This is a genomic window from Zunongwangia pacifica (assembly GCF_023499215.1).
GTDB lineage: Bacteria > Bacteroidota > Bacteroidia > Flavobacteriales > Flavobacteriaceae > Zunongwangia > Zunongwangia pacifica.
In genome coordinates, this window is sequence record NZ_JAKHSK010000002.1 from 118271 (window position 1) to 138358 (window position 20088).

The 20088-nt window shown below is 37.2% G+C and carries 16 protein-coding genes, 1 tRNA gene and 1 pseudogene; 4 read left to right on the plus strand and 14 right to left on the minus strand.

The features are described 5' to 3' along the window. Positions 1 to 28: 28 nt before the first annotated feature. The 4 genes from L1967_RS01885 to L1967_RS01900 all read right to left on the minus strand — a co-directional run bounded on the left by L1967_RS01885 (position 29) and on the right by L1967_RS01900 (position 8867). Positions 29 to 1582: a RagB/SusD family nutrient uptake outer membrane protein gene (locus L1967_RS01885; RefSeq protein ID WP_249600020.1), complete on the minus strand. Its 1554-nt coding sequence runs from the start codon at positions 1580 to 1582 to the stop codon at positions 29 to 31. A 13-nt stretch (positions 1583 to 1595) separates the two neighbouring features. Further along, positions 1596 to 4610 (minus strand): SusC/RagA family TonB-linked outer membrane protein, encoded by a 3015-nt coding sequence (locus L1967_RS01890; RefSeq protein WP_249600021.1) that lies wholly within the window; start codon positions 4608 to 4610, stop codon positions 1596 to 1598. A gap of 319 nt (positions 4611 to 4929) precedes the next feature. Next, positions 4930 to 6753 (minus strand): alpha-amylase family glycosyl hydrolase, encoded by a 1824-nt coding sequence (locus L1967_RS01895; protein ID WP_249600022.1) that lies wholly within the window; start codon positions 6751 to 6753, stop codon positions 4930 to 4932. A gap of 89 nt (positions 6754 to 6842) precedes the next feature. Beyond that, entirely contained in the window at positions 6843 to 8867 is a 2025-nt protein-coding gene (locus tag L1967_RS01900) for an alpha-amylase family glycosyl hydrolase (RefSeq protein ID WP_249600023.1), read from the minus strand. Positions 8868 to 9292: 425 nt separating this feature from the next. On the opposite strand from L1967_RS01900, the pseudogene L1967_RS22445 reads away from it, so the two are divergent. After that, a pseudogene (locus L1967_RS22445) lies at positions 9293 to 9436 on the plus strand (helix-turn-helix domain-containing protein); the annotation flags it as partial. A gap of 393 nt (positions 9437 to 9829) precedes the next feature. Here the strand turns inward: L1967_RS22445 and L1967_RS01905 are convergent. From L1967_RS01905 to L1967_RS01940, 8 genes are all read right to left on the minus strand, one after another. Further along, entirely contained in the window at positions 9830 to 10129 is a 300-nt protein-coding gene (locus tag L1967_RS01905; protein ID WP_249600024.1) for a DUF6730 family protein, read from the minus strand. A 10-nt stretch (positions 10130 to 10139) separates the two neighbouring features. Then, positions 10140 to 11009 carry a relaxase/mobilization nuclease domain-containing protein gene (locus L1967_RS01910; protein ID WP_249600025.1) on the minus strand — a complete coding sequence of 290 codons (870 nt, stop codon included), beginning with the start codon at positions 11007 to 11009 and terminating at the stop codon, positions 10140 to 10142. After that, complete coding sequence (gene mbpA / locus L1967_RS01915) at positions 11006 to 11503, minus strand: mobilization protein MbpA (protein ID WP_249600026.1); 498 nt, start codon at positions 11501 to 11503, stop codon at positions 11006 to 11008. The genes L1967_RS01910 and mbpA overlap by 4 nt, the downstream gene beginning before the upstream one ends. Next, a complete protein-coding gene (locus L1967_RS01920) occupies positions 11478 to 12452 on the minus strand; it encodes a toprim domain-containing protein (RefSeq protein WP_249600027.1) in 975 nt (324 codons plus the stop codon). Before L1967_RS01920 ends, mbpA begins: the two co-directional genes overlap by 26 nt. Positions 12453 to 12596: 144 nt before the next feature. Further along, positions 12597 to 13820 carry a primase-helicase family protein gene (locus L1967_RS01925; RefSeq protein WP_249600028.1) on the minus strand — a complete coding sequence of 408 codons (1224 nt, stop codon included), beginning with the start codon at positions 13818 to 13820 and terminating at the stop codon, positions 12597 to 12599. Positions 13821 to 13854: 34 nt separating this feature from the next. Then, the gene (locus L1967_RS01930) at positions 13855 to 14145 is read right to left on the minus strand and encodes a helix-turn-helix transcriptional regulator (protein WP_249600029.1); all 291 of its coding nucleotides are present in this window, start codon (positions 14143 to 14145) and stop codon (positions 13855 to 13857) included. A 126-nt stretch (positions 14146 to 14271) separates the two neighbouring features. Beyond that, positions 14272 to 14946, minus strand: coding sequence for a hypothetical protein (locus L1967_RS01935; RefSeq protein WP_249600030.1), 675 nt, complete (start codon positions 14944 to 14946; stop codon positions 14272 to 14274). 249 nt (positions 14947 to 15195) lie between these two features. Next, positions 15196 to 16290: a helix-turn-helix domain-containing protein gene (locus tag L1967_RS01940; protein ID WP_249600031.1), complete on the minus strand. Its 1095-nt coding sequence runs from the start codon at positions 16288 to 16290 to the stop codon at positions 15196 to 15198. Positions 16291 to 16830: 540 nt separating this feature from the next. Here L1967_RS01940 and L1967_RS01945 point away from each other — a divergent pair. From L1967_RS01945 to L1967_RS01955, 3 genes are read left to right on the plus strand one after another with little or no spacing between them, the layout of a single operon-like run. Beyond that, on the plus strand, positions 16831 to 17493 hold the full coding sequence (locus L1967_RS01945) for a multiubiquitin domain-containing protein (protein ID WP_249600032.1): 663 nt from the start codon (positions 16831 to 16833) through the stop codon (positions 17491 to 17493). Then, positions 17468 to 18631: a ThiF family adenylyltransferase gene (locus L1967_RS01950; RefSeq protein ID WP_249600033.1), complete on the plus strand. Its 1164-nt coding sequence runs from the start codon at positions 17468 to 17470 to the stop codon at positions 18629 to 18631. The genes L1967_RS01945 and L1967_RS01950 overlap by 26 nt, the downstream gene beginning before the upstream one ends. After that, positions 18615 to 19034, plus strand: coding sequence for a ubiquitination-like system serine protease family protein (locus tag L1967_RS01955; protein ID WP_249600034.1), 420 nt, complete (start codon positions 18615 to 18617; stop codon positions 19032 to 19034). The genes L1967_RS01950 and L1967_RS01955 overlap by 17 nt, the downstream gene beginning before the upstream one ends. A 249-nt stretch (positions 19035 to 19283) precedes the next feature. Here L1967_RS01955 and L1967_RS01960 read toward each other — a convergent pair. Together L1967_RS01960 and mce are read right to left on the minus strand one after the other, a co-directional pair. Further along, positions 19284 to 19360: transfer RNA gene (locus tag L1967_RS01960), tRNA-Ile, on the minus strand. Between the two features lie 229 nt (positions 19361 to 19589). Then, positions 19590 to 19991 carry a methylmalonyl-CoA epimerase gene (mce, locus tag L1967_RS01965; RefSeq protein ID WP_249600035.1) on the minus strand — a complete coding sequence of 134 codons (402 nt, stop codon included), beginning with the start codon at positions 19989 to 19991 and terminating at the stop codon, positions 19590 to 19592. Positions 19992 to 20088 lie beyond the last annotated feature (97 nt).

Sequence of the window (20088 nt, forward strand, 5' to 3'; positions counted from 1 at the left end):
TTAAACTTGTTTCCTGCAATCTAACAAATCAATAACCCGGATTCTGTTCCAAAGCAGGATTTGCTGTTAATACAGTAGCAGGAATGGGAAATAATTGTCTGTATTCTTCAGATGCTTCTTTTTCCCACCACTGGTCATTGAACATTCCAAAACGAATGAGGTCTTCCCTTCGATGCATTTCATATGCCAATTCTCTTCCTCTTTCATCGATCAGCTCATCAAGGCTAAGAGAAGAAGTATTATAAGTGGCATTAGGATCATCTGATTCAAAATTCCTTGCCCGAACTTGATTCACCAGTGAAACGGCCTCCTGTGTTGCAGCACCTCCGTTTAATCGCATTAAAGCTTCTGCTTTCAAAAGCATCATATCGGCCAGGCGGAAAATTACCATATCATTGCTCATATTGTTAAGCCCGCCTACTTCAACCTCATATTTTATACTCATGGCACCCTGGTCCCATCCTGTATTATCACTTTGCAAAGCCGTGATCTCCGGGGTAACCACCATCTCGTAACCATACCAGCTCCAGATAGGTTCCTCTTCCCCGGCTTCATTGATAAAGGTTTGAGGCCCGACTACCCATTGTTCAATGCGTTCGTCATTTTCTGAAAATAAATTAAAGAATGATTCCTGAGAACTGTATTTGTGCCAGCCGTAATATTCCACATTGTATTTGGCAAAGAGAATTTCCTCATGGAGATTTTGTTCAGCGAAATTAAATCCTGTTGCATTACTTCCATCGAAAGGAACCACAAGAATATTTTCGTTGCTGTTCTCATTATTTACCAAAAATGGAGTACTCCAGTCTGGATCCAAACTGTAATTTGCCGCCATCACATTATCTATAGCATCAATGGCGTCCTGCCATCTTGGAGAACCGGTAAAAACCTCTGCGTTCATATATAGTTTGGCCAGTAGGGCATAAGCTGCAGATTTAGTAAAATGTCCATACCAGTTAATATCCCCCTTTTCTCCTAATTGGGGAATATTCTCAATGATTTCATTTTCTACAAAGGCAAATACTTCTTCCCTTGATTTGATAGCGGGACTGGACTCGCCTACTGAAGTAACTATCGGCACATTACCGAAAGTACTCAGTGCCCAATAATAATGTAAAGCCCTGACGAGTTTTATTTCTGCAATCATTTGCTCCTTACTTATAGGCAAATCCATTCCGCTTAAATCATTTTCTTCCATGGCATCTAAAAAATAATTGCTGTATCCAATGGCCTGAAAGAGATTTTGCCATTCGTAAAGAATCCAGACATCACTTGAAGTCCAGGTGTGGCGGTGCAGGCGTACCCATGCCCCATTCTGATCTTCATATCCGTTTCTTGTGGGAGCCACCACTTCATCTGTTGACAGTTCTTGCAGGGCAAAATGACCACCGTCGTAAAGATTCTGCATAAAAGCATAGGGCATGACATAGGCTGACATGACCTGGTCTTCATTCTGATAAAAATTCTCAGAAGTCTCAGCACTGTATACTTCTTCTTCCAAATCCATATCACAGCTCCAAAAGCTTAAAAAAGCTATGAGCAAGAATATTCTATGGAATCTGTTTCTATATGTATGTTTCATAGTACGTTTATTTTTAGAAATTTGCATTTATACCGAAAGTAAAACTACTTGTAACTGGATAATAGTCATAATAAGGTTCAACGCTGGGTCCATTCGAAACTTCTGATTCCGGATCGGAAGGATAGTAATTAATTCCCAATTCGGGATCGTTCCCCGAAAAATCCGTTACCGTTATCAGGTTGGTCCCAGTCATATAAACCCGGATATTTTTGATGTACCTATTATTCTCCATAGGTAAAGTATAGCCGATAGTGAGATTGTCAAGTTTCACATAGCCTCCATCCTCTATATAATAGCTTGAAAATAAGGGAGAATTTTGAATAGGTTCATCCAAAACCGATTCAAAAAGATTTTGTCTGGAATAATACGATAAGTTTTCATGAAACATTCTTTTACCGTTTACCGCATTATATCCCAGGGCACTACGGATAAGCACGGAAGCATCAAAATTTCCGACCCTGAAATTGTTAGTGAGTCCCAAGCTATACTTCGGAATACTATTTCCAAGGTACCTGAAATCATCTTCTCCTATTTCACTTGCCACTACCGCATCTCCTTCACTATTCTCAAACAACCAATCACCTTCCTCGGTAAACCCGGCGAAAACTCTTCCATAGAACGCGGCAACAGGTTGACCCGGTGCTAATCGTTGTATTGACACCCCTTCAGTCACCCTTGTTATATCATGTGCCGATCCTTGGAATTGGTTACTCGTTACGGAAATGATTTCATTCTTATTATAGGATCCTACAAAATCAGTACTCCACTTAAAATTATCATTATCGAATAGTTGAGCATTTAAAGCAAGCTCAAATCCCTCATTTTTCATAGAACCGGCATTGGCGAATATTTCAGGTAGAATCTGAGAAGGCACCTGAGCGGTATAATTCCCTACGAGGTTCTCTATTTTCCGATTGTAATAATCCATGGATCCGCTCAACCACCCGTTTTCAAACAGAGCAAAGTCAATTCCCAGATTCAGTTCCTTTTTGGTCTCCCACTGCAATTGGGGATTGGGATTGATTATGGGTCCGTAAGGCTGAACCCAGCTACCCTCTCCGGGATTTCCAATATAGGCATTATGAGAACCTCCGAAATAAGGACCCATCGTAGCTAAAGATTGATAAGGAGATAGGCTTTCTTGATTTCCCGTAATTCCATATCCACCGCGAAGTTTCAGATATTGAATTGTCTCATTATCATGTAGAAAATCCTCTTTACTTATTATCCAACCTGCAGAAACACCTGAAAATGTGTCCCATTTATTATCTCGACCTAATACTGATGCACCTTCTCGCCTTGCACTGATATTTAGAAGATATTTTTTCTTATAGTCATAAATAATTCTACCGAAAAAAGCTGCCAGTGTTCTTTCGGATCCATAACTTCCTACAAACACACCACTTCTGTTAAAGTTTGGAGTAAAATTATTCAGGGCTCCTCCTGCTCCAAGGTTATAATAAAGGAATGCATCGGTGTTAAAACTATTATTTCCCGCACTAAACCCTTCATTAAAAGTATTCTGATAGGAATACCCTGCTAGAAAATCTAAATTATGATCTTCTGCAATACTAGTTGTGTAGGCTAATGTTGCTTCTACAATATTAGAGGTGGTATGATCTTGGGATCTGGATGCCTGGCCCCCAACCCCCTCCTGTTGTTGAAAGAAATCTTCCCTACTACTATAAGAACCGCTTAAAAAAGAATTTTTTATTAAGGAATAGGAAATAGAAGCATTTAAACCAGATAAGATATTATAATCCACCTTAACGTTACCAAGCAATCGCGATTCCTTACTATTATTGGTATTGGTATACATGCTTGCTACTGGATTCCACTGCAGGCCGTATTGAATATCCGGTCTTTGGTACCAGGTGCCATCCGGATTCTTAACAGGATAGGTCGGATTCATTTTTAAACTCTGAGCCAATGATCCATAATTTGCAAAATCCCTGTTATCATGCGAATTGGTCAGCATAAAGGAAAAATTCAACTTATCCTGGATAGCAGTAGTATTTAATTTGAAAGTACCATTGAGATTTTCTCTCTCAGAGATAAGATCAATTCCCTGAAAATTTTGGTAATTTACTCCTGCATAATAGGTGGTTTTTTCATTTCCTCCACTAACTGACAGATTATGCACATGGCTTATTGGAGTTCGGGTCACCTCATCAAACCAATCGGTATTTGCCCCTGCGTCATCGACGGTAAACCCGTATTCCTCACCCAACGCCACATATTGATCGGCATCAAGAACATCATATTCGTTTGACACAACATCAGTGCTAATATAACTACTGTAATTCACCCTCACTTCTCCCGGCACTCCTTTTTTAGTGGTAACTATAATCACTCCGGCAGTAGCCCTGGAACCATAGATTGCAGCAGCAGAGGCATCTTTTAGGACATCAATGGATGCAATGTTCGAAGGGGCAATCGTTTGAAGATCACCTCCCGGAACTCCGTCAATAACGATCAAAGGCTGAGAGTTCCCACTGATAGTTGCAGGACCTCTTAATGAAAAATCCGCGGTGGCATTGGGATCAGCACTAGGATTGCTGGTAGAAAGACCAGCTACTTTTCCCGAAATAAGGGTCATTGGATCGTTGATCATTCCGGAGTTAAAATCATCTGCATTAACCGTAGATATAGCACCTGTAACAGTTTCCCGGCTTTGAGCCCCGTACCCTATTAAAACCACCTCCTCAAGAGCTCCCATATCAGTTGACATTTCAACATTTATGACATTTCTGCCCTGCACCGATACCTCTTGCGTTTGGTATCCCATAAATGAAAACTGCAAGACAGCATCTGGCTCAGAGACCTCAATATTAAACGTGCCTTCAAAATCAGTGACCACTCCATTGGAAGTACCTTTCTCTACAACATTGACTCCTGGTGTGGGAATACCTTCGGAATCAGTAACTTTCCCGCTTACTTGCTGCTGTGCAAACGACTGCTGGGTAAGAAATAACATAAATATCCCGCACAGTTTAAAATAATTTAGAGCATTAGTGATTTTTTTCATAAACTATCTTTAAATGATTAAATGAATAGACAAAAAACAAGAAGGTTTAGAATTCCATATCAAGAAAAAGATCTATATTTTTAGAAGCTATAACCTTTTCGTAACAAAGCTATAACATTTAAAGCCCGCTTTCTTTTCGTATTTCTTCTAATTCATGTTATATTTTGCCCATTCATTGTAAATCGTGGGTTTTATTGAGGATGTAATAATTTGATCATAAAGTTTTTGTTAATAACTCTTAAACTGATGGGGTCATTATCAGTTTCTCGACCTTATCATCTCATTGAGATGCTTTTCCGTAAGCAAAAGGGCTAAACCTCTATTTGACCAATAACCACCTTACCGAATATCCTTCCATATAAATCTCTGCTTTGCTATTATTATCGGATAAGTAAAAGGTATCTCCTGTGATAACATCATTTAGAGTTTGCCCGTTTGTAATTTCCGGGATTTCATTATTACCCGTAAGCTGAAGTGTGGCGTTTATTGGTTCACTATCCAAGTTTATTATAATAATAAAATTTTGGCCATCTTTCCATCGCTTAAAGGCAACAACAGATTCCTCGGGAATTACAGTAACTTCTCCCATGGGATTATTTCCATATATCGCAGGATATTTCAAATGAAGTCCAATAATCTTTTTATAGTAGGAATAGAGGTCCGCATTGCCTGAAGCCTGGATAGTTACATTTTGATCAAAAATGGCATTAGTAAAATACGGATGTTCCCTAAAACCTATTTCCTGCCCATTATAAAGCATGGGAATTCCGGGTAGGGAAAACAGTAGAGCCGTGGCCATCCTGGTTCTTTCTAGCCCATGTTCGCTTATAAACCGGGAAAGATCATTGTTTTCAAGAAATCGTAATAATCTAAACTGATTGGATTCATTTCGAAATAATGCTTCCCGTAGAAGCTCGCTTCGCATCGCGATATTAGGATGGTTAAAAACCGTAAGTGATGCATTCTCTTCATACTCATACTCCCAGGCCCATTGAGAAACCCACGTCTTATCAGAATTCCAGTCATAAGCTGCATCAAATCCCTGGCTATAAACCTGAGGTTCTGATCCCTTATCCTCCGCTAGCAAAAGCAGATCGGGTTTTATGCTCTTCAACTCCCACCTCAATTTTCTTCCAAAAGAAGCGCTTCTGGAATTAACTCCCCAAATGGCATCAAACCTATATCCATCAATATCAAATACCTTAACCCAATGCTTACATGCCTCTATCATCCATCTTTGCACATTCTCATTATTATAATTCAAAATGACCAGGTCATCCCAGAAATAATGTAAAAAACCATTGGTCCCCTCTGAGATAACCGAAGAATAAGCATCTCCTGTAAGATCATGTTCATAATAGTCATAGTAAATCGAATTTGTTCCTTTTGCCAAAATATCTTTTGCATACGGATGATCTATGGAGGTCTGGCTCAACGGAATATCAAAAATTACACGCAGGTTTAATCTTTTAGCTTCAGATACCAGTTCTTTTAATTCCACTTCAGTTCCAAGGGCGGGATTTAAATCAAAATAATCCGTCACATTATACCCCTGTCCTTCATAGGAAACCTCATAAACTGGTTGCAACCATATGGTATTAGCACCCAATTCTTTAATTTCTGCCAGCTTGGAGGTGATGGCGGGGTAAGTCCCATTTGCTACAAAATTATAAGGCGTGATTTCATAAATTACCGCATCTGTCATCCATAAAGGCGAATCTGTCTCTATATCAAATTCGTGCAGAGCACCTTCCTCTCTCATTACCAGAGTTTGAAGTCGCAAAGAATCCTCTTGCGCTACAACTAATAAATTATAATAATATGCTCCCGAAACCTCGGGAATTTTAACTTTAGCAATTGAATCATTTGGATTTTGAATAAGAGAAGAATGAGGGTTAACAACAGCCGGCTCCCAATGATATTCTAATGAACGATTTCCAGGATTATTCAAAATTTTCACCTTCAAAAGAACACTGTCTCCCTCTATTTGAGCAATAGGTTTAACTAAGAGACTTGCTTTATCAAAAGGTTTTTCTGAATTTATCGGCTCTTCTGTAATCTCATCAACGTCATTTTCACATCCTGCAATAGTAATGGCTACCAAAGTGAGAACAGAAAATAATAATTTTTTATAGTAAAACATGATCTATATATTTAGTCTCTTAACTATTGGGGGATTTATAAAAATTTAAAAAGCAAGGGATAAACTTATTTATAACTCCTTCTTTATCCTTAAAATTGAGTCAGTTGAAGCCACCTGACAGAATAGCCTTCCATAGGTATTTTTACCGCTGAAAAATCGTTTTTAATGTCAAAAGATTCTGGACCAAGCACATCCTTTAAAACATAACCCTTCTTTCGAGCCAGCTTATTCATCTTGTTTTCCAGTTTTATTGTAGCTTTTACAGGCTTTTCTGAAAGATTTACAACAATGATGAAATCTTCATTTTCTTTCCACCTGTGGAAGGAGACAAGAGTTTCTCCCGGTGAAACCGCCAACTCTTCCATTTTACCACCACGTAAGGCCGGGTGGGTATTGTGCAATCCGATAATTTTTTTGTAGAAATCAAACAAATTGTTTTGATCTAAGGACCGAATACTTTCCCCTCGTTTAAAAATTTGATGTGTTGAATACGGATGAGACTTATGGCCTATCTCCTGCCCATTGTATAGCATTGGAATTCCAGGCAGGGAAAATAACAATGCAGCAGCCATTTTTGTTCGTGCCAAACCATTATCTCTAATGAAACCTGGCAGATCATTATTTTCAAGATAAAAGAGTTTCCTATTATTATTGCCTCCGTTTTGAAATAAGGCTTTCCTTAAAAGCTGTCCTCTTTTCTCTACATCCGGATGGTTGAAAATAGTATGGCTCTCTTCTTCATCATATTCATATTCCCAGGACCACTGGGAAACCCACGTTGTATCCCGTGTCCAATCATAAGCCGCATCAAATCCAAGCTCATATACCTTCGGATCGGAACCCTTATCTTCTGCTAAGAGCAAAAATTCCGGATTTATACTCTTCAATTCAGTGCGTAATCTTTCAGCAAATTCTGGGTTCCTGGAATTCAGACCCCATATAGCATCCAGACGATACCCATCAATATCATACTCCTTTAGCCAGTATTTGGCAATTTCAAGTATCCATCTTTGCACCTCTTCATTATTATAATTGAGGTTCACTAAATCGTCCCAGAAATAATTTATAAATCCATGTTCATCTTTTGTATACAAAGATGAATAGGCTTTGCCATCATCTTCGTGCTGATAAAAATCGTAATAATGTGAATTCTTTCCGTTCTTAATTAAATCTTTTGCATAGGGATGATTAATAGAACTATGGTTGAAGACCACATCTAAAATTACTCTTAGATTTAATTGTTTTGCCTTTTGTATTAATTCTTTGAGTTGCTTATCTGTACCGAAATTTGGATTTAAAGCAAGATAATTAGTTATGTCATAACCCTGCCCTCCAGCATATGTTCCAAAAATAGGTTGCAGCCAAATAGTATTAACTCCTAATTTCCTTATTTCCTCAAGCTTATCTGTGATATCCTGAAAAGTTCCGTTATCCACAAATGATGCGGGAGTAATCTGGTATATTACGGCATTATCCATCCAGGTGGGTGAATATTTATCAATATCAAAATAATACAAACTATCCTTATCGCGAATGATCTTAGTTTGAAACCATGTGGTGTCATTTCCTGTAATCGCTGCCAGTTTATAAGTATAACCACCAATATCATTCGGAATACGAACAGTAGCCATTGGCTTATCCGGATTTTTAATTTCAGATACAGCCGGATTTCCCTCAGCTTCCTTCCAGTAATACTGTAAGCTTTGCTTGTAGTAAGGATTCTCAATTACCTCAGCTCTTAATTCTGCAATTCCGTTTTTTACCACTGTCCAGGGTTTAAGGATTGGTCTAGGCTCATATCCCAATTTATAATTCAATGTATCGGAAAGAAGATTTGGATCCTTCGGAACCTCCAGCCATATTTTGTTGTTCGATTTCTTCAGCGTTCTCTGAAAAGAAAAACGCCCGGAAGCATCTACCGCAACAGAAAATACTTCATTATTATGATGAGCTATAACCTCTTCAGTAGAAATTCCGATTATTTCTCCTTTAATTTCCTGTTCTGGATTCCATATCACGGCATCATTACCATATAGTAGAATAGAAGGATATGTTGCCTGAGCATAATTTTTTATACTTATAAATACGAAAAAAAGAATAACAAATCGATTCATAACATGTGAATTCATGCAATTATTAAAATATAAATTATCAAATAAGTGGTAAAGCTATAATATTATTACGGTATTCACATTTCATTTATGCCTTACAAATGATTATAAATTGTCTGCTTTTTAAATCGATTGGATTTTTTCTGCTTAAATGCAGTTTATGGATATAGAAGTTACCTGGTCCGGAAAAGCAACCTCTACTCCTTTTAAATATCAATAAGTCCTATCCTGCTTATAAGTTTCCTGTCATTAAAGTTTCAGTAAAATTTCTCCAGGGCAAGCCCACGGAGCATTCTGGAGGAACACCTTTTCGATTTTAAACTTTGATTGACGAGGCAAGTCTCGGATATTTACCCCACTAGAATAGACCTGTTACTAGTTTTGGTGCACGGCACAGCTTTGCTAATTGCTTAAAGCAAAAAGCGGCATACCTGCTCCAAACCTCAAATGCTAAAATTTACGAAGTTTCCGAAAGCGTAGGGTTCAGATCGCAAAGCAGTTTTGGGAGAAGTTTTCAAAAACAATTCAAAATGACTCCTTCAGAGTTTGTTGAAAAAGGAGTACATCTGTAGTCTTAATTCTATACAAGAAGTTCAGATTTTTTTAATATCAAACATCAAGAGCAAAGGATACAAATTTTAACAAATGCTTGCGTTGATAGATTTTCAAATTTAGCAGGATTTTATAGTTCAGCCCCCAAATCTACCATAACTTACCTGCGCAGGGTTCCTGTGCTGTTTTTATAGCGTACGGGAAGTTAAGCGTAAAATAAAAACAGCAGAGGGCGCATCCTACTCATGTTGTTTACTGTAAATTTTTGCCTGTTTTCAAGGCTTTCCAAAAGATTTACTGTAAAAAGTAGCTAATTTGCCACAGGGCCATTTGTCATGACAAATTCTAATTTTGATCTTCCAGCCACTGGCAATACTCCTCTTTAATTTATAATATAGGTGAGCCAAATTATATTAGAAGAAAATTATATAAACCAGGATTCCATTTAGAATCAAAGAAGCGGTAAAGAGCGTTAGAGCCCATGCCGGGTAAGCCTTTGCTTTTTCAAGTTTATGGCCGAGACTATTCATTTCCCGGCTGTGGGAATCCAGTGCCTTTTCGATTTTTTCCTGCTGCTGCATTATGGCGTACTCCAGGCTGTTGCTATCAATAGCCAATTTTTCCTGCTGAATTTTCTCCAGTTTTTCCACCGTCTTTTCAAACTGGCTGATTTCTGAAACCAGCAATTCACTAAGTTGTTCCAATTTTGCCATGATTTTAAATTTAAAGCCCCATGCCTATATCCAGGCCTTTGGAGATGACTTCCTTAATAACGTGTTTGGCTATAGCCTTGACCATTCCTGTGGAGAGCTCGACTGTTTTCCCTGCTAATTTTAATTGGGTGTTTTCCCGGAGGAAGTTCGGTATTGTTTTCCCTGAAGCCAGGCTTTTACCAATATTACCACCCGTCATGGAACGGTGCACTTCACTACCCTTTAGGTTGAAGTTGTCAAACTCAAAGCGAAAGCCCTGGAGCTTATCCGCTTTGTTGATGCAGGGAATGACTTTTACCCCGTTTGTTTCCATCCCTTTGATATAATCTTCAAAGCTGCGCGGCCTGAACTGTTTCATGGTAAGGTCGTGCCTTCTCTTTATTTCCGTTCGTATGGAGGAGAGATTCATTTCTTTTTCCCACTGCACCTGTTTAACCGTGGTGAGCTGCATCCTTTCCGCCACTTTCTCTGCAGCCTGCTGGCTGCGTTTGCCGATAAAGCTATCATTGTAGCCCTGTCCTTTGAAATCAATACGGTTTACATAAAGATGAATATGCTTATGTTCTTTATCAGTATGTACAAATGCAATTGCCTGGCGGTCTTTTAGGTTCATTTCCTTCATAAATTCGGCGCAGATCCTGGAGAGTGCTTTTTTATCCAGGATTTTCCCATCATCAATGGTAGGGCTAAGTACAAAAGACAGCGTATTATTTTTGCAATTCTGGTTGAGCTCCTGGGTAAACCGGAATTCTGCGGTCACTTCATTAGGAGAATCGGCAGCAAGATTTTGGGAGAAGATCACCTGGGCATCTTTTTCCTGGTTCCAGCCATACTGCATGGAAGCCCTGGTATGCGCTATTGCTTTTCCTTTGCCAATCATTTTTTTACATTTTGAAGGTGGGTTTTAATCTCTTCGGCCAGCTTATAGATTTCCCGCGAGAGTTCAGGGTCCTTTCTGCGGAACATATTCCCGATAGACTTGAAGTTGTTATGAAACTTTGAAAGGGTTTTATAGATCTCGATATGATCCTCGGAGAGGCGTTCTTTGATCTCTTTTTCATAGGCCGCCCTTCTGCAAAATTCACTTAAGGAAAGTCCGCTGTGCCTGGCTTTTATTTTGAGCAGCTTCTTTTCATAAATGGAACACCGGAATTTTATGTTTTGGCTTTTCCCCTTAAACCGCTCCTTTTTTTTATTGCGACCATCGGGAGCAATCAAGATTGTGCCCACAGGCACACATCTTGAATTATCATCCAAATTTGAGAAGGATATAGGAAGGCCCTTGTGGTCCTGCTCAGTCTTTGAATCAACCTTTTTAGCAATTACATCCTGATTCTTTCCGTGGAGTTCATTTTTTTGTTTGACATTTTTCATCTTTCAGTTTATCGTTTAGATCTACATATCCGTTATAAAGAGCACTGGAGTCAGTGATGTTATCATAAAGGTTTAGAAGCTCCTTAGTAGCTTTTTCTCCTGCAGCATCATGATCCAGGAAGAGCAATACTTCCGGGTAGTATGGAATAAGTTCTTCAATGTCTTTAAGGAAGGAAAGAGAGTTAAGTACTATAATATCTGAAGCCATTACCAGTTCCTCATTTATAACAGCAAGGGAAAGAAAATCAAAAATGCCTTCTGTTACGAGAAGTCGATCTGAAGAATGATTGATAAAGCTGTACGATTTAGGAGAAGAGGAATTCTTATAATATTTATTCCGAAGCTCCCATCCTCCCAGGCTGTTCTCTAATCCTATGGCAAAATATTCCCTGTTATTAATCCTGTACCCGATTTCTTTACAGTACATCCTGGCAACTTCAAGAGGAATGTTCCTGGAACGCAAATAGCCTTGTAAAGCCAAATGCTTTAAGGGTTCTATAGCTATGACTTCAATTTTGTTTTCAGAATGCAATTGTGGCTCAGGCGCATTAAAATTGGGAATAATTGTATCTGCCTTTAGAAATTCCATTGCTTCCTTTACAGAAAAGGACTTCATTTCCATAATCAGGTCGATAATGGAACCTCCTTTTCCTATTCCGAAGTCATACCATAAATTCTTAACTAAGGAAACGTTGAAAGAGGCTTGGGTTTCTGACCGTAGGGGACTCAGAAACCAAGCTTCTTTTTCCGTTGTCTTGCTGGGGAAGTGCCCTAATTTTGCAAGTGTTTTTACGATGCAAATATTACGGGCGCTTTCACAGCTCTTGTATATACTACTTTCTCTTCCCATTTGCTTTTCTTTGTTAGTAAATTTTGCTATTCCCACTTCATCATTATTTTTTGATGAAAAAACGATGAGGAAAACGATGCGGCTGAAAACTCCCACCATCACTGGTCTTATTTATATTTTCTCATCATTCATCAAAAAAAAAGAAATAACCTAAAGCTGTTTCCCAATATGGTACGCTCTAAACCACCTGTAATGATGATGATCTGGTGGAAAAACCATTAAACACAGGCTTCCCCAGGCGTATCAATTTTGCATCATCTCACTAAATTTCTGTTCTTCCCCAAAGCGCTGCAGTAAAAAGGATTTTGTAACAGTATAGTACCGTCCCTTTGCAGGTATTAATCCCAGGCCGCCTTCCAGCCACATGATCATCTTCTGATAGCTTAGGGAATTGTCCTGGTTGGTTAGCTTCCAGTCCTTCTTTAAGATCTGCCGCAATTGCGTTAAATCGGTTTTAATCCGGGTTCGGTTTAAAACCTGCAAAGCATCCATGGGGCAAATAGCCACTTCGTCTACTTCACAAGTTTCCATAAGGCTTAAGAGAATACTGGCCAGTTCTTTTTCGACACGGTTCCGGTTATTTTGCATCAAATTCGCCAAAGCATTAGTGCGCACCTCTTCCGGAGTAAACCACATTCGTGTTCTATGTGTAGTCGTTAATTTTCGGTGTTCCAGGTAGTAGAGAAAAGCCGGAATTTCTGCTTTCAGATCTTCTAAAAAATGTGTTTCTTCTTTTTCCAGTGAAGGGATTTTCAACACCCAAAATCGAGTTTCCTCAGTGTCGATCTTAATGAAGTTATCTTCATTGTTGCTGCAGAGGATAAACTTGCCAAAAAACTCCACCTCCCGCTTGTCTTTGCCTTTAGCTTCGAGCTTGTTAAAATCGGTGGTGCTTAGGTATTTGATGCGTTCGGTAAGCTCTTCCTTATTAAACAGCACTTCATCAATACAAATCAGAAGTTTATTTGCCCAATCGGCATTAAACTGGCTGCTGAAATTATCATTGGTAAGGTAAGTCAGGTTGTTCTCAAAAATCGCTTTTAACCATTTCAGGAAAGTTGTTTTACCGGTAACCCTTTCTTTGGAAACCAAACACAGAATAGGTAACATCTGCAGCGGTTTTAAATACAGTAATTGCAGGTAATCAAGACCCAGCTCTACCTGGCTCCCGAAGATATGATTCATAAAGCGCAGGGAGATCTCAATTTTACCTGCCTGGGGAGTATGAGGCAAAGGAGAATAGGTGTTGTAAAACCCATGGAATTCCTGTTTAAAATCCGTATGACTGGGAAGACAGGCAAAACCATCATATCTTTTAATGGTGCCAATAAAAGCTTTGCCATGATCATTACGTAGCGTTTCGATATTCCATGGCACCAGGGTTTCATTAAAACTCCCGGTAATGGTGGGCAGCTGTACTATTTTATAATAGCAGGTACCCACCCTGATATAGGATAACTTTTTCATCTTTAAAAGTTTTTGAGATTAGTAAAGGCTAACCCTACTTCCGGTTTTTTAGCAGCTTCTGGTTGAACTGTTGTTCCAGGAATTCATCAGAAAGCTCAGGTTCTCCCAGCAGCCAGGCATCTATCTTATCCTTGTCAAAAAACTTTTGACGGATATTGGGGTTGTTCCCCATAGGGATAAGCCGCAGATGCGTAAGCTTATAGATCTTGCTTTTGGAAAGTCCGGTATATTGTGCCAGGTCTTCCACGTTCATTACTTTTTTAGTGTGGGAGAGTAAGACTTTAATTTCTTCCAGTAAACCCACCACTTCTTTTTGCTCATTCATAACGATTAGCATTAAAATTAGAGAATGAGTAAAAGGCCTTTTACATTTTTGCACAGGACAAACTTAGGAAAGCAAATACCTGTAAAACAATAGGATAATGCAAATAAGAAGGAAATTATGCTATAATTATTCTTTGCCGAGCAGCTGCCGGATGAATTTTCGCTGATTGCGGGAATTAATTTTTTCCTGATCATTCTTCCAGGTGGAAAAACTGGTCTTTAAGGTGTTTTCTTTTAGCGGCTCATTGTTCATTAAAAAGGAATCCATGAGTAAATTGAAAAAGCTGCGTTTGCGCTCCCCGGTAAGATCCTGGATTCCACCTATAACTAATTCATCAAAAAGAACGAAGAGAATACGATGATTGGCGGAGTCCCCGCTTTTATTACCTATGGTAAAATTGATCTTTTTCCTGACTCGTAATCCTTTCATGAGCCGGAGGAATTGCTCTTTTGACTCCTTGTCGAGATGCAGTAACTCAAACCTCACCTGGAATTTCTTTATAGAAACTATCTGGAATGGATGTCGCCCTGTTTCCAAATGTTTTTCCGATTCATAGAATATGGCTACCCAAATAAGGATCAAAAGCATTATGCTAAAGAGGATCAGGAAAATAACGTAGTTATCGATAATAGAACGGACGCCGAAGAAAAGGCTGAAACTTAAAATAAAAACAACGAAAGTAGAAAGGAGGAATAGAATAAGATTGGTGGAACTGCGCTGTACTTTCTCCTCCAGGAAATAATTTATTCCTGACCGCCATCTGGCCAGAACCTTTCCGGCATTGAGAATAAACTTTTCCATGGCAACAGGTTCAACCTAATAAATATAGCCAAAAGAAAATAAAGAAAAAGTCAATTGAATCCTACTGCTGAAAGAAGCATTCAGTTTCTCGGAAGTTACTGGAGTAACATAGGTAATAATCTAAAATTTCATCGAAATTTTGGAGAGAGAATAAAATTTGAGCCAATGAGAAGAAATCTTCAAGTCTAAATTTTGCTGAAACTTGAGATTTTAATGCCGCATGCAACAAAGTCAAGAAATCGGATTAACCTATAGCTCTAGTCTATTCATAGCGGTAATAGAACTTCTTTTGCGATAATACTCATTATACTCAAAACAAACTCTACCTCTAACTATCCCAGGATGAATTTTGTTATTTTTCGCAAAGTCAAGTATTACTTCATCAGAAAATTCCTCATTCAAATTAATAAAATCATTCCAGAGCTTCTGTTCAATTAGTCCATTTCTAGCATAATTATCTGCTTCAAATTCTACTAATTCGGTATTCGAACTATTAACAAAGAATTCTTCTGTATTAAATTCAGGCTTCATTGGATTGGTTAAATGTTCAAATACATGACCCAATTCATGGAAAAGTGTAAATGCAAAATTATCAAGTCTTTTATATTTCATTGAAAGTACAATTGCTGGATTTTCTTGAGACATAAAAGATTTACCATCAACTGGGGTTTTAGAAGGACGATCTAGTATAAAAAATTTAATCCCATATTTCTTTAAAATATCTTGAGATTTATTTACAACATCATTTCCCTTATAAAAGATTTCTTTCAAATTCTCTAGAAGTTCTTTTTCTGAAGATCTATTAAACTTAGAGACCTCTAAAATTGATGCTTTGTATTTAGCCAGTAGAGACCAGGCGATGACGTGATTTTTATTTTCTGCGAATTTGGATGATTTTCTAAAATAAGTTGGATTAAATTTATCTATTCTCTGTTGTAGCTCTTGAACATTCTCCACACCATAAATTTGATAGATTTTTTGAATATCTTCCGAGGTGCTAACTCCAATATTTTGTTTCTTGAAATATGATAGAGGAACAATACTTGAATCTTCTATTAAGCTCCAGTCTTTAATTGATTTCCTTTTTTTTATAGTATCCTCATCTTTTTCGGCAATATAAAGATCATACTCCATTTGTCGCGTCAACCAATCATTAGCATTTCCAAATCCTGCTGAATCTAAAGCAATAGCAATTTTAGTATTAATATTCCTATTTCCTTTTAAAATATTATTTAATAAAGAATGAGCAATATCTAATTTAGCAGAAACATCTCTCTGACTTAAATTTCTTTCAGAGATAATCTCTTTCAAATTCACTCCAGGATGATTAATATGCTTAGGCATAAATAGTTATATGAAATTATTATCATACAAATATAAGCTATACATAATTAATAAACAATAAATTGTTAATAACTTTAAAATCTTTGTGCATAAAAAAATATACTGAACACATACACTTATTCTATTGCTTATACATTTATATCGTTCACCTAAAGTTATTTTTTAAATCATTTAAAATTAATTTTTAGTTTACATTTTTGTTACCAATAATAATTTGCCTTATATTTGCCTAACTAATTTTTTAAAAAGAGAATGAAGACTTAGAAAAATAAAAAATCCAACCCATTGTTGGCGCAATAGATTGGATTAGATTATAAAGGAATAAATGTTTTAGTAGACACATAATTTTCGCGGCTAGTCACCTTAACGAAAACCCATTCCTATAGTTTTGATATGTTCTGCAAATGTAATAACATCATCGTTATTAGCCAAGTTGTTTAACATATTGTACTGCCTGAGTAGTTAACTCGAACTGCTTTAAAGCATAGAGTAGGTAGAACCCTCTCCTCAAATGGGATAATACAATGTTAAATATAAAAAATGAATTCATTCAAATTAAATAATAAAAAGTTCGACTCCAACGAATCAAAATTAACTGGACGTGATTTATTGAATCTTGCAAATCTAAAACCAGCTGAAGATTATGAACTTCTTTATAAGATAAATGAGAAAGGTTTTACACCTATTCAACTGGAAGAAGTTGTCGATCTCAAAACGGCCGGCATAGAAGCGTTCAGAGCCATACCATATAAACCTCTTATCATAAAAGTGGATGATAAGGATGTGGAAGTTGAAGAATCTTTTATGACGCCTTTAGAAATCATGACAGCTGCTGGAATAAATTCTGATAAATATTCCCTAATGGAGATAAGGAATGGAAATGTAGAGGTAACTTATAAAGATGATGTTGAACATAAAATTGCCATAACAAAAAACTCTCGTTTCACTACCAATAAGATTGATGCAAAAATCGAATTTGTAATAGTAGAAGGTGATCCGAAAAAATGGTCAAAGGAAACTATTTCCTTTGAAGAAGTAGTTGTTTTAGAATATGGAAGTATTTCGACAAATCCCAATGTAATTTACACCGTTAATTATTTTAATGGCGTACCAAGCAAACCAGAAGGTAGTATGGTCAAAGGAGATGTGATTTCTGTCAAAAATAAAATGATTTTCAATGTCGGCTGTACAGATAAATCTTAATACGGATATAAATCAACTTCGTAACTCAGGTTATGAAGTAGAAATGAGAGGAAATTTTCTATTGATTCATAGTGTTCCCTTTCTAAATTCAGATAGAGACTTGGAATTAGGCACGTTGGTTTCCAACGTGTCTTCTCCAAGGGTAACAGATCATGTAGCTTACTTTATTGGAGGACCACCATTCAATACCGATGGTTCAGTCATGAAACAGCTAATTAATACCAGTAGAACTCACAATTTAGGACTTGGCATAGTGACCAATCATATGTTTTCTCATAAACCAAAACCTATGTATCCAACATACTATGCTAAAATGACTACATACATTAATATTGTATCAGCTCCAGCCCAGCATTTTTTCCCAGAAGCAAATGCAAAAACTGGAAAGGTCATTGAACCCAAGGAAGCAAATAGTGTTTTAAAATATAGTGATACCAATTCTTCAAGGGCAGAAATTGATGCTATAAATTCGAAATTATCTGGCTTAAAAATTGGAATCATTGGGCTTGGAGGCACGGGCTCCTATATTCTTGACAAAGTAGCTAAAACTATGGTAGGTGAAATTTATCTTTTTGATGGAGATAAATTTCAACAACATAATGCTTTCAGGTCTCCTGGAGCGGTTTCCAAAGAAAGAATAGATCAAAATTCTTTTAAGGTGGATTACTTACAAGAAATATATTCTCAACTTCACAAAAATATCATATCTCACTCCAAGTACTTGGATGAAACTAATATTGGTATATTAAAAGATCTTGACTTTGTCTTTATTGCCATTGATAGAGGAGATGCAAAGAGAATTATTTTTAAAAAGCTAGAAGAACTGGAAATTCCATTTATTGATTGTGGTATTAGTATAAGAAGGAAAGGTGATGAATTAAGGGGTTCCACAAGGACAACCCTAAGCACCAAAGACAACCGAAAACATGTATGGGGGGAGAGAGTAAGCTTTGCAAATCCTGATGATGACGAATATTCATCCAATATTCAGGTTTCGGAACTTAATTCCCTTAATGCAGATTTTGCAATTATAAAGTGGAAAAAGTACTATGGTTATTATTCAGATTTAAGTTTTGAATTGGACAGTAGTTTCTCAATTGATGTAAATAAAATTATCAACAATGACGCTACAAACTAAATTCGTACACTACATGCCGAAAATCATAGAAGAAGGTATATTATATATTTCTCCTGAATTTAGGGCTGTTATTCACAAATGCGCCTGCGGATGCGGTGAGAAAGTTCACACTCCTTTGTCTCCTACAAACTGGAAGATGATTTATGATGGAAAACAAATCACTTTAAATCCATCTATAGGCAATTGGAGTTTTGATTGCCGCTCCCATTATTGGATAATAAACAGTGAAATAATTTGGGACGAAAGCTGGTCAAATCGTCAAGTTTTCGAAAAGCGGAAAAGGGCTCGCCAAGAAACTATTGAATATTTTAAAAGCTATGAGGATCATAATAATTCGGACTCCAAAATAACAAAAAAGGAGCGAAATTGGCTTTGGAGAAAAATTCTTAATTTTTTTAAATAGAAAGTAGAAAGATGGGTGTCATTTAAGGATAAATGCCACCCATTTTTATAGAATTCTTATTTAATTTCAATCGTAATTTTTAAATATTTTGAGCGGATTAGGTTATAAAAAGCTTTTAAGTTTTATCTCTGAAAGAATTTGGCTTCTTAATAAAAAATTATTGCTTAAAAGTTAATTAAAAATGTTGTACATATGTTGTACCGAAGAAGAAACAAAAAAGCCTTACATCTCTGTAAGGCTTGATTTTGCTGGTGGTCCCACCTGGGCTCGAACCAGGGACCCCTTGATTATGAGTCAAGTGCTCTAACCAGCTGAGCTATAGGACCAGTCCATAAAATTAATTATGGGTGCGCAAATTTAGATAAATCCCCGTTATACGCCAAACATTTTTTTAAATTACTCGCCTATCAATTTTTAATGTTTTAATTATCAATAACCTATAAACAAATCCAGGAGTCTTAATTATAAATTTTTTCTAATTTCGAGGCCTTCCAACTAGTCTTTAGATTGGAGTATTTTACACTTATAGCGGCGCCCATACCCATTTCGCAAAAATCACTGAATTTCCTGGCAAAGCTCTATTAAAACACCATTGGCATCTTTAGGATGCATAAAAGCCACAAGCTTGTTATCGGCTCCCTGCTTTGGTTGTTCATTTAAAAGCCGAAAACCTTCGTTTTTAAGTCTGTTTATTTCAGCTTCAATATCATCTACCGCAAAAGCAATATGATGTATACCTTCCCCTCTTTTTAGGATCGATTTTGCAATCGCACTATCGGCTGAGGTGGCCGCCAGTAATTCGATCTTACTTTCCCCTACTTCAAAAAAAGAAGTATTTACACCTTCACTTACTACCGCTTCGGTCTTATAATGGGGTTTTCCCATTACTGCGGCATAAGTTCTATTGGCAGCTTCCAGATCGCTAACGGCAATACCTATATGTTCTATCTTTTTCATTTCAGTATATTTAAAATCGATACTAATTTCAGTAAACTAAATAAGGTAAGCCATAAGGCATTTATTTGAAAATCATTTTTTATTTAGACATCCTGAT

What these genes read in the sequence shown, in the direction of transcription:
- L1967_RS01885 (WP_249600020.1), bottom strand. Translation starts at nt 1,582, where the DNA reads ATGAAACATACATATAGAAACAGATTCCATAGAATATTCTTGCTCATA.
- L1967_RS01890 (WP_249600021.1), bottom strand. Translation starts at nt 4,610, where the DNA reads ATGAAAAAAATCACTAATGCTCTAAATTATTTTAAACTGTGCGGGATA.
- L1967_RS01895 (WP_249600022.1), bottom strand. Translation starts at nt 6,753, where the DNA reads ATGTTTTACTATAAAAAATTATTATTTTCTGTTCTCACTTTGGTAGCC.
- L1967_RS01900 (WP_249600023.1), bottom strand. Translation starts at nt 8,867, where the DNA reads ATGAATCGATTTGTTATTCTTTTTTTCGTATTTATAAGTATAAAAAAT.
- L1967_RS01905 (WP_249600024.1), bottom strand. Translation starts at nt 10,129, where the DNA reads ATGGCAAAATTGGAACAACTTAGTGAATTGCTGGTTTCAGAAATCAGC.
- L1967_RS01910 (WP_249600025.1), bottom strand. Translation starts at nt 11,009, where the DNA reads ATGATTGGCAAAGGAAAAGCAATAGCGCATACCAGGGCTTCCATGCAG.
- mbpA (WP_249600026.1), bottom strand. Translation starts at nt 11,503, where the DNA reads ATGAAAAATGTCAAACAAAAAAATGAACTCCACGGAAAGAATCAGGAT.
- L1967_RS01920 (WP_249600027.1), bottom strand. Translation starts at nt 12,452, where the DNA reads ATGGTGGGAGTTTTCAGCCGCATCGTTTTCCTCATCGTTTTTTCATCA.
- L1967_RS01925 (WP_249600028.1), bottom strand. Translation starts at nt 13,820, where the DNA reads ATGAAAAAGTTATCCTATATCAGGGTGGGTACCTGCTATTATAAAATA.
- L1967_RS01930 (WP_249600029.1), bottom strand. Translation starts at nt 14,145, where the DNA reads ATGAATGAGCAAAAAGAAGTGGTGGGTTTACTGGAAGAAATTAAAGTC.
- L1967_RS01935 (WP_249600030.1), bottom strand. Translation starts at nt 14,946, where the DNA reads ATGGAAAAGTTTATTCTCAATGCCGGAAAGGTTCTGGCCAGATGGCGG.
- L1967_RS01940 (WP_249600031.1), bottom strand. Translation starts at nt 16,290, where the DNA reads ATGCCTAAGCATATTAATCATCCTGGAGTGAATTTGAAAGAGATTATC.
- L1967_RS01945 (WP_249600032.1), top strand. Translation starts at nt 16,831, where the DNA reads ATGAATTCATTCAAATTAAATAATAAAAAGTTCGACTCCAACGAATCA.
- L1967_RS01950 (WP_249600033.1), top strand. Translation starts at nt 17,468, where the DNA reads ATGTCGGCTGTACAGATAAATCTTAATACGGATATAAATCAACTTCGT.
- L1967_RS01955 (WP_249600034.1), top strand. Translation starts at nt 18,615, where the DNA reads ATGACGCTACAAACTAAATTCGTACACTACATGCCGAAAATCATAGAA.
- mce (WP_249600035.1), bottom strand. Translation starts at nt 19,991, where the DNA reads ATGAAAAAGATAGAACATATAGGTATTGCCGTTAGCGATCTGGAAGCT.